This is a genomic window from Streptosporangium sp. NPDC002607 (assembly GCF_053592655.1).
Genome location: NZ_JBSFWD010000173.1, coordinates 1 through 1,173 on the forward strand (window position 1 = coordinate 1; position 1,173 = coordinate 1,173).

Consider the following 1,173-nt stretch of genomic DNA (forward strand, 5'->3'; position numbering starts at 1 on the left):
TGTGCTGATTCGCGGCTGGTGGTGGTGACGCGGGGTGCGGTGGTGGCCGGTGCGGGGGATGCGGTCACCGATCTGGGCGCGGCGGCGGTGTGGGGGTTGGTGCGGTCGGCGCAGTTGGAGAATCCGGGCCGGTTCGTGCTGGCGGATGTGGAGGAGGGGGCGTCTCTGGCGGTGCTGTCTGGGGTGCTGGCCTCGGGCGAGCCGCAGGTGGCGGTGCGTGGGGGTGAGGTGCGGGTTGCCCGGCTGGTACGGGTGGTGCCCGGCTCAGATTCCGGTGATGGCTCTGGCCCCGAGCGTGGCGTTGATCTCGCGTCCGGCTCTGGTTTGAGTGAGGATCGTGCCTGGGATCCGGAGGGAACTGTCCTGATCACCGGTGGGACGGGTGGTCTGGGGGCGTTGTTCGCGCGGCATGTGGTGGCCGAGCGGGGGGTGCGGCGTCTGTTGCTGACCAGCCGCCGGGGCCTGGACGCCCCCGGCGCGCTGGAACTGCGGGCCGAGTTGATCGCGCACGGGGTCGAGGTCGAGATCGCCGCCTGTGATGTGGCCGATCGGGACGCGGTGGCGGCGCTGCTGGCGCGGGTGGATCCCGGGCATCCGCTGACCGCGGTGATTCATACCGCGGGTGTGCTGGATGACGGGACGATTCCGTCGCTGACACCGGAGCGGTTGGAGACGGTGCTGCGGCCGAAGGTGGACGCGGCCTGGTATCTACATGAGCTGACTCGTGATGGAGGCTTGGCCGACTTCATCGTGTTCTCGTCGGTGGCGGGGGCGTTCGGTGGGGCGGGTCAGGGTAACTACGCGGCGGCGAACGCGTTCCTGGACGCGTTGGCGGAGTATCGGCGGGCGCGGGGGCTGGCGGGGTTGTCGCTGGCGTGGGGGCCGTGGGCGCAGGACGCCGGGATGACCGGTGGGTTGGACGAGGTCGATCTGCGGCGGATGACGCGGGCGGGGATGTCGCCGTTGTCGGTGGAGCAGGGGCTGGCGTCGTTCGACGCGGTGGATGCGGTGGATCGTCCGGTGCTGGTGGTCGCGCGGCTCGACCTGGCGGCGGTGTGGGCGCGGGGTGAGGTGCCGTATCTGCTGCGCGGGCTGGTGCGGGGGGTTCGCCGGTCGGCGGTGTCGGGGTCGGTGTCGGGTGACGGTGCGCTGGTGCGGCGGTTGGCCGGGTTG

General features: G+C 71.7%; 1 protein-coding gene. It reads left to right on the forward strand.

The window, feature by feature from the left end; all coding sequences use genetic code 11:
- A partial coding sequence (locus ACWD3H_RS47705) for a beta-ketoacyl reductase (protein ID WP_451959811.1) occupies positions 1–1,173 on the forward strand: 1,173 nt, incomplete at both ends.